Genomic DNA, 8,409 nt, shown 5'->3' with positions numbered 1-8,409 from the left:
GGACGCCGGACGCCATCGCCAAGCTGCAGCACAGCACGCGCTCGGGCAAGTTCGACACCTACAAGGAATACGCCCAGATCATCAACGACCAGAACAAGCGCCACCTGACGCTGCGTGGCCTGTTCGAATTCAAGTGTGATCCGACCAAGGCGATCCCGGTCGAGGAGGTCGAACCGGCCGCCGAGATCGTCAAGCGCTTCGCCACCGGCGCGATGTCGCTCGGCTCGATCTCGACGGAGGCACACAGCACGCTGGCGCTGGCGATGAACCGCATCGGCGGCAAGTCGAACACCGGCGAAGGTGGCGAGGATCCGGCGCGTTACCGCAACGAGCTGAAGGGCATCCAGATCGTCGACGGCACCAAGGTGTCGGACGTGATCGGCGCCAAGGTGATCGAGTCCGACTACGCGATGAAGGCCGGCGACAGCCTGCGCTCGAAGATCAAGCAGGTCGCCTCGGGCCGCTTCGGGGTCACCACCGAGTACCTGGTGTCGGCCGACCAGATCCAGATCAAGATGGCGCAGGGCGCCAAGCCGGGCGAGGGTGGTCAGCTCCCGGGCGGCAAGGTGTCCGAGTACATCGGCAAGCTGCGGCACTCGGTGCCCGGTGTGGGCCTGATCTCGCCGCCGCCGCACCACGACATCTACTCGATCGAAGACCTGGCGCAGCTCATCCACGATCTGAAGAACGTCAATCCGAAGTCGTCGATCAGCGTGAAGCTGGTGTCGGAAGTCGGTGTCGGCACCATCGCCGCCGGTGTCACCAAGTGCAAGGCCGACCACATCGTGATCGCCGGCCATGACGGCGGCACAGGCGCCTCGCCGTGGTCGTCGATCAAGCACGCCGGCACGCCGTGGGAACTCGGCCTGGCCGAAACCCAGCAGACGCTGGTGCTGAACCGCCTGCGTGGCCGTGTCCGCGTGCAGGCCGATGGCCAGATGAAGACCGGCCGCGATGTCGTGATCGGCGCGCTGCTGGGCGCCGACGAGTTCGGCTTCGCGACCGCGCCGCTGGTGGTCGAGGGCTGCATCATGATGCGCAAGTGCCACCTGAACACCTGCCCGGTGGGCGTGGCGACGCAGGACCCGGTGCTGCGCAAGAAGTTCACCGGCAAGCCCGAGCATGTCGTCAACTTCTTCTTCTTCATCGCCGAGGAAGCGCGCCAGCTGATGGCGCAGCTCGGCATCCGCAAGTTCGACGACCTGATCGGCCGCTCGGACCTGCTCGACACGAAGAAGGCGGTCAGCCACTGGAAGGCGAAGGGTCTGGACTTCAGCAAGGTGTTCTTCCAGCCTGCGGTGCCGGCCGATGTGCCGCGCCTGCATGTGTCCACGCAGGACCACGGCCTGGAGAAGGCACTCGACCACAAGCTGATCGAGAAGGCCCGCGCCGCGATCCAGAAGGGCGAGAAGGTCCAGTTCATGGAGGACGTGCGCAACGTCAACCGCTCCGTCGGCGCGATGCTGTCGGGCGAGCTGATCAAGCACCACCCGGACGGTCTGGCCGACGAGTCGATCTTCGTGCAGATGGAAGGCACCGGCGGCCAGAGCTTCGGCGCTTTCCTGGCCAGCGGCATCACCTTCTACCTGATCGGCGAAGCCAACGACTACACCGGCAAGGGCCTGTCGGGTGGCCGCATCGTGGTGCGTCCGTCGATCGAGTTCCGTGGCGATGCATCGAAGAACATCATCATCGGCAACACGGCGCTGTTCGGTGCCACCAGCGGCGAGGCCTTCTTCCGCGGCGTGGCGGGCGAGCGTTTCGCGGTGCGCCTGTCGGGGGCGACGACCGTCGTCGAAGGCACGGGCGACCACGGCTGCGAATACATGACCGGCGGTACCGCGGTCGTGCTGGGTCAGACGGGGCGCAACTTCGCGGCCGGCATGTCCGGTGGCGTGGCCTACGTGTACGACGCGGACGGCAGCTTCGCTTCGCGCTGCAACACCGCACAGGTGGCCCTCGACAAGGTGCTGCCGGCCGCCGAGCAGGAAAAGACGATGGATCTGGCGATCTGGCACCAGGGGCAGACCGACGAGGCGCTGCTCAAGAAGCTCATCGACGACCACCACCGCTGGACGGGTTCGCTGCGTGCCCGCGACATCCTCGACAACTGGAGCGAAGCCCGCGCCAGGTTCGTCAAGGTGTTCCCGCACGAGTACAAGCGAGCCCTTGGCGAGATCAACGCCACCAAGGCGGCCGACGAGACCATCGCCAAGGCCAAGGGCGACGTCAGGGGTGATGGCAAGGCTGCGCAAGCGGTCCCGGCCAAGTAAGCGCCCCGCCATCCGACGAACCGAACATTTGCGAGAGTCAACGCACCATGGGTAAGGTCACTGGTTTCATGGAGTTCGAGCGCCTCGAAGAGGGCTACGAACCGGTCGAAAAGCGCGTCAAGAACTACAAGGAATTCGTCATCGGCCTGAAGGCCGACGAGTCCAAGGTCCAGGCCGCACGCTGCATGGACTGCGGCACGCCGTTCTGCAACAACGGCTGCCCGGTCAACAACATCATCCCGGACTTCAACGACTTGGTCTTCCAGGGCGACTGGAAGAACGCGGTCACGGTCCTGCACTCGACCAACAACTTCCCCGAGTTCACCGGCCGCATCTGCCCCGCCCCGTGCGAGGCGGCCTGCACGCTGAACGTGAACGACGCCGCCGTGGGCATCAAGTCCATCGAGCACGCGATCATCGACCGCGCCTGGGAAGAGGGCTGGGTCGTGCCGCAGCTGCCGAAGGTCAAGACGGGCAAGAAGGTCGCGGTGGTCGGATCCGGTCCCGCCGGACTGGCTGCAGCGCAGCAACTGGCCCGCGCCGGCCACGACGTGACGCTGTTCGAGAAGAACGACCGTCCGGGCGGCTTGCTGCGCTACGGCATCCCCGACTTCAAGATGGAGAAGACCCACATCGACCGCCGCGTCAGGCAGATGGAGGCCGAGGGCGTGGTCTTCCGCAACAACGTGATGGTCGGCGAGCTGCCCAAGGGTTCCAAGGTCACCAACTGGGCCAAGGAAACCATCAGCCCCACGCAGCTGAAGGCCGACTTCGATGCGGTGCTGCTGACCGGCGGCTCCGAGCAGTCGCGTGACCTGCCGGTGCCGGGCCGCGAGCTGTCGGGCATCCATTTCGCGATGGAACTCCTGCCGCAGCAGAACCGGGTCAACCACGGCGGCAAGGTGAAGGATCCGATCCGCGCCGACGGCAAGCACGTCATCGTCATCGGTGGCGGCGACACCGGCAGCGACTGCGTGGGCACCTCCAACCGCCACGGCGCCACCAGCGTCACGCAGTTCGAGGTGATGCCGCAGCCACCGGTCGAGGAAAACCGCCCGCTGACCTGGCCGTACTGGCCGATGAAGCTGCGCACCTCGTCGAGCCACGACGAGGGCTGCACCCGCGAGTTCGCCGTTTCCACCAAGGAATTCATCGGCAAGGACGGCAAGGTCACCGGCCTGAAGACCGTGCACGTCGAATTCAAGGACGGCAAGCTGGTCGAGATCCCCGGCACCGAGAAGGAATACAAGGCCGACCTCGTGCTGCTGGCGATGGGCTTCGTCAATCCGGTGGCGACGGTGCTGGAGGCCTTCGGTGTGGCCAAGGACGCCCGTGGCAACGCCAAGGCGACGACCGATGCCGACGGCGGCTACAAGACCAATGTGGACAAGGTGTTCGCGGCGGGCGACATGCGCCGTGGCCAGTCGCTGGTCGTGTGGGCGATCCGCGAAGGCCGCCAGGCCGCGCGTGAAGTGGATCGGTTCCTGATGGGGGCGACGACGCTGCCGCGTTGAGCAACCTCACGGCCGGCCGCCTGAGGCGGCCGTGAAACGAAGCCGCCCTCGGGCGGCTTTTTCTTGTGGCTGCGCGGACCGTGCGTGGGTCAGGCCGGGTAACACGCCCCCAGCACCCTCAGGCCAGCAGCCCCCGTCACCGCCGGTTCATTCGCTGCCCGCCGATGCACATGCATGCAGGCGAGCCACGCGAACGCTGCCGCCTCGACCTGCAGCGCCGGCAGGCCCTGGGTGTCGGTGGAATGGACCGCCAGACCGACCAGACGGGCCTTCAGGCGCGCGATCAGCGAGTCGTTGAAGGCTCCCCCGCCACAGACCAGCAGATCGGCTGCATCGGGCGCGTGGCGACGCACGTCGTCGGCGATGGCGGCGGCGGTGAACTCGCACAGCGTCGCTTGCACATCCACGGGGGATGGCATGGGCCTGCCGGCCTGCGCAAGCGCATCCAGCCGCTCCTGCAGCCACGCGGGGTGGAACAGGTCGCGCCCGGTGCTCTTGGGTGGCTGCTGGGCGAAATAAGGTTGCACCAGCAGGTCGGCGAGCAGGGTGGGCCACACCGTGCCGCTGGCAGCCCAGCTGCCACGGTCGTCGTAGGCGGCGCCGTGGTGGCGGTGGATCCAGTGGTCCATCAGCGCATTGCCGGGGCCGCAATCGAAACCCCGCGCCGGCTCGCCGGGCCGCAGGATCGTCAGGTTGCTGATGCCACCGATGTTGACCACGGCGCGCGTGGCATCGGGTCGGCCGAAGACGTGCTGGTGGAAACAAGGCACCAGCGGTGCACCTTGGCCACCAGCGGCCACATCGCGGCTGCGCAGGTCGGCGATCACGTCGATGCCGGTGCGCTCGGCGAGCAATGCCCCATTGCCGAGTTGCAGCGTGTAGCCGATGCCGTCGTGCAGGCCGGGCTGGTGGCGCACGGTCTGGCCGTGGGCGCCGATGGCCCGGACGGCCGTGGCTGGCGTCTGGCTGGTGTCGAGCAGCACCTGGACGACCTCGGCGTAGACCAGGGCCAGCGCATTGCCGGCGAGGGCGGCGCGGTGCAGTTCGTCCGGGCCGCTGGCCTGCAGCGCCATCAGGGCGCCACGCAGGCGCTCGGGAAACGGCCGGTGGGCATGGGTGAGGACGCCAAGCCAGCGACCGTCGGCGCCGAGGCGGCAGAGCACGCCATCGACACCGTCCAGCGACGTGCCCGACATCAGGCCGATGAAGAGCGCGTCGGGACAGGCTGCGTTCATTCCACGCGGGCCAGCTTTCCGACCGGGCGCACGATGGATTCCATCAGCTGCGCGTGCATCTGCCTGGATTGCCCTTCGAAGCGGGCGCGGGTGGCACCGGACAGCTCGGAGGATTCGGATGCGCGGGCGACCTGCGTCGGATCGACCTGGGCGCCCTTGACCTTGAATTCGAAGTGCAGGTGCGGGCCGGTGGCCCAGCCGGTGGCGCCGACGGCACCGATCACCGAGCCCTGGGTGACGGGCGCCCCCTTGTTGACATCGATGCGGCTGAGGTGGGCATAGACGGTCTCGCGCCCGCCACTGTGCCCGATGATCACGACGTTGCCGTAACCGTTCTGCACACCGGCAAAGTTCACCACACCGTTGCCGACGGTGTGCACCGGCGTGCCCATCGGGGCGCCGAGATCAATGCCCAGGTGGGCGCGCCAGGTCTGAAGGATCGGGTGGAAGCGCATCGCGAACCCGGAGGTCACGCGGGAGAAGGCCAGCGGAGAGGCCATGAACGCCTTCTGCTTGCCCTGGCCCTTGAGGCTGTAGTACTCGCCTTTCTTGCCAGCTTCCTGGAACCAGACCGCTTCGTGGGTTTCCTTGCCATGGATGAAGCGTCCGGCCAGCACGCGCCCGGTCGCTCCGCTCCAGGTGACCGGCTCGCCGTCAGCGGTCATGGCCTCGTAGACGACGGCGAAGCTGTCGCCGGGCTTGATGTCCTTGCGGAAGTCGACATCGTTGTCGAACATGTCCGCCATCTGACCCGTGATGTGGTCGGGCATGCGGGCTTCGTCCGTCGCGGCGAACAGCGTGGTCGTGACGGTGGCGGCGCCGCTGCGGGTCTCGATCTTCATCGGCACCTGCTCGCTGAGTGCCGTCAGACCGTGGTCGGTGCGGCGCACAGTGATGCGGGTGAAGTGCGAGGTGAGGTGGGCGTCGTCGCTGGCCGGGCCGCGCACGACGAGTTCCTGCAGTTCGCCGCCGCCGGGGGTCGACTCGGTGACCGCCCGCAGCATCTTGCCCGGCCTGCCCGAAAGGATGGTGCGTGCCACCGGATCCTTGCGCAAGAATGCAGATGCTTCAGGATCGGAAACACCCAGGCGGCGCAGCAGCGTGTCGGCGGTGTCCGTCGAGCGGGTGAGGTCGCTGCGGTGCAGCAGCATCTCGTATTCGGCCAGTGCCTCGGCCTGGGCGGCCAACCCTTCGGGCGACACGGACTCTGTGACGGTCTGGATGTTCTTGGGTGTCGAATCGACCATGCTCAGTGGTGCGACACCAAACGCCGTGACGCCACTGAGGGTCAGCACGGCCGTGACGATGGCACTGAACGTCTTCGGATGACGTCGAACGGTGAGGTCTGCGTGCGCCAGATGCAGGCGCGCTTTTTCGCCCAGATTGTTCACGAGTCTGTTCTTGGTTCGTGACGGGCGCGGGACACGCCAGTCCGGATTGATCCATTGGCACCATCCTCCCCCTTGGACATGTCCGGCCTGTTCTGCTCTGGAACAGGCACTGGACACTCTAGAATCCGGGCCAACTCGAAGTCGGCGCAGTATACCGAGACGTGCCAAAGTTACGAACTAATAACCCCCCGTTTCGTCATGCCCCATGATTTAAGTGAAATCGAAGAATCCGTGCAATCTGCACTGGAAGTCACGCTGCGGGGTTGCGAAGAGCTGCTGCCGCGCGCGGAGTGGGTGGCCAAGTTGCAGCGTTCGCACCGCACCGGGCAGCCGCTGCGCATCAAGCTCGGGCTCGACCCGACGGCGCCCGACATCCACCTCGGCCACACGGTGGTGCTCAACAAGCTGCGCCAGCTGCAGGACCTGGGTCACACCGTGATCTTCCTGATCGGTGACTTCACTTCGATGATCGGTGACCCTTCTGGCAGAAACACGACCCGCCCGCCCTTGACCGCCGAGCAGATCAAGGCTAACGCGGAGACCTACTACCGCCAGGCCAGCCTGGTGCTCGACCCGGCCCGCACCGAGATTCGTTACAACTCTGAATGGTCCGATCCGCTGGGCGCACGCGGCATGATCGCGCTGGCGTCGCGCTACACCGTGGCCCGCATGATGGAGCGCGACGATTTCACCAATCGTTTCAAGGCGGGCACGCCGATCTCGGTCCATGAGTTCCTCTACCCCCTCATGCAGGGGTATGACTCTGTTGCGCTGAAGTCGGATCTGGAACTCGGAGGCACGGACCAGAAGTTCAACCTGCTGATGGGGCGCCATCTGCAGCAGGAATATGGCCAGGAACCGCAGTGCATCCTGACGATGCCGCTGCTGGTCGGGCTGGACGGCGTCGAGAAGATGTCCAAGTCCAAGGGCAACTACATCGGCATCAGCGAGCCGGCGAACGCGATGTACGCCAAGCTGCTGTCGATCAGCGACACGCTGATGTGGACCTACTACACGCTGCTGAGCTTCCGCAGCGAGGCCGACATCGCGGTGCTCAAGGCCGAGGTCGAGGCCGGGCGCAACCCGAAGGACGCCAAGGTGCTGCTCGCCAAGGAGATCACCGCGCGCTTCCACGGTGCCGTGGCTGCCGACGCCGCCGAGCAGGACTTCCAGAACCGTGCCCGTGGCGGTGTGCCCGACGTCCTGCCGGAAGTGGCGCTGTCCGGTGCGCCACTGGGCATCGCGGCGCTGCTGCGCCAGGCCGGGCTGGTGGCGTCGGGCAGCGAAGGCCAGCGGCTGATCGAGCAGAACGGCGTGCGCATCGACGGCACCACCATCAGCGACAAGGCCCTGCGCCTGGACGCTGGCAGCTACGTCGTGCAGGTCGGCAAGCGCAAGTTCGCGCGCGTCACGCTGGTGGCTTGAACCACAGGCAGGCGCGCCAGCCGCGTCCGTCGGCCACGGGGGATGTCAGCAGCAGTTCCGCGCCGGACTGTCGGGCGATGGTCTGGACCAACGACAGGCCCAGGCCGCTGCCGCGGGCCAGCGTGCTGCCGCGCTCGAAGGGGCGCGTCAATGCTGCCAGGTCCACGCCGGGCGCGCCCGGACCGTCGTCGGTGACCGAGATCTCGTCGGGCAGCACCCGTACCACGACGCTGGCTTCGTTGCCGGCGTGCTTCAGCGCGTTGTCGATCAGGTTGCGCACGGCGATGCCGAGTGCGTCGATGTCGCCCAGTACCTGTGCGGGCGAGGTGTCGGTGATCAGGCGCAACTGGTGGGTGCTGTCGCGCGACTGCGGGAATTCATCCACCACCATCTGCGCGAGTTGACGCAGGTCGATGGACTGGCGCTGCAGCGCGACACCGGAATCGATCCGGGCAATCTGTAGCAGACGGGTCGCCAGATGGGTCAGGCGATCGAGCTGGCGCACCAGCGTCTGGGAGCGCTCGCGCGCGCGCTCGTCTTCGGTTTCCTGGGCCAGCCGCTGGGCCTGGGC

At 66.7% G+C, this 8,409-nt stretch carries 6 protein-coding genes; 3 read left to right on the top strand and 3 right to left on the bottom strand.

The window, feature by feature from the left end:
* Both AB3X43_RS10305 and AB3X43_RS10300 read left to right on the top strand, forming a co-directional pair.
* A partial coding sequence (locus AB3X43_RS10305) for a glutamate synthase-related protein (RefSeq protein WP_369429759.1) occupies positions 1 to 2,273 on the top strand: 2,273 nt, incomplete at its 5' end.
* Positions 2,274 to 2,320: 47 nt separating this feature from the next.
* Complete coding sequence (locus tag AB3X43_RS10300; RefSeq protein WP_369429758.1) at positions 2,321 to 3,787, top strand: glutamate synthase subunit beta; 1,467 nt, start codon at positions 2,321 to 2,323, stop codon at positions 3,785 to 3,787.
* Positions 3,788 to 3,876: 89 nt separating this feature from the next.
* Here AB3X43_RS10300 and AB3X43_RS10295 read toward each other — a convergent pair whose 3' ends face one another.
* The gene (locus tag AB3X43_RS10295; RefSeq protein WP_369429757.1) at positions 3,877 to 5,022 is read right to left on the bottom strand and encodes an anhydro-N-acetylmuramic acid kinase; all 1,146 of its coding nucleotides are present in this window, start codon (positions 5,020 to 5,022) and stop codon (positions 3,877 to 3,879) included.
* Positions 5,019 to 6,413 (bottom strand): M23 family metallopeptidase, encoded by a 1,395-nt coding sequence (locus AB3X43_RS10290; RefSeq protein WP_369429756.1) that lies wholly within the window; start codon positions 6,411 to 6,413, stop codon positions 5,019 to 5,021. Before AB3X43_RS10290 ends, AB3X43_RS10295 begins: the two co-directional genes overlap by 4 nt.
* A gap of 198 nt (positions 6,414 to 6,611) precedes the next feature.
* Between AB3X43_RS10290 and tyrS the strand changes: the two genes are divergently transcribed.
* Positions 6,612 to 7,838 (top strand): tyrosine--tRNA ligase, encoded by a 1,227-nt coding sequence (tyrS, locus tag AB3X43_RS10285; RefSeq protein ID WP_369429755.1) that lies wholly within the window; start codon positions 6,612 to 6,614, stop codon positions 7,836 to 7,838.
* Here tyrS and AB3X43_RS10280 read toward each other — a convergent pair.
* On the bottom strand, positions 7,822 to 8,409 hold a 588-nt coding region (locus tag AB3X43_RS10280; protein ID WP_369429754.1), incomplete at its 5' end, for a sensor histidine kinase. The genes tyrS and AB3X43_RS10280 overlap by 17 nt on opposite strands.

It is taken from the genome of Sphaerotilus sp., from assembly GCF_041083715.1.
GTDB lineage: Bacteria > Pseudomonadota > Gammaproteobacteria > Burkholderiales > Burkholderiaceae_C > Sphaerotilus.
This window is presented reverse-complemented; position numbering and strand designations above follow the sequence as displayed.

What these genes read in the sequence shown, in the direction of transcription:
- AB3X43_RS10295 (WP_369429757.1), bottom strand. Translation starts at nt 5,022, where the DNA reads ATGAACGCAGCCTGTCCCGACGCGCTCTTCATCGGCCTGATGTCGGGC.
- AB3X43_RS10300 (WP_369429758.1), top strand. Translation starts at nt 2,321, where the DNA reads ATGGGTAAGGTCACTGGTTTCATGGAGTTCGAGCGCCTCGAAGAGGGC.
- tyrS (WP_369429755.1), top strand. Translation starts at nt 6,612, where the DNA reads ATGCCCCATGATTTAAGTGAAATCGAAGAATCCGTGCAATCTGCACTG.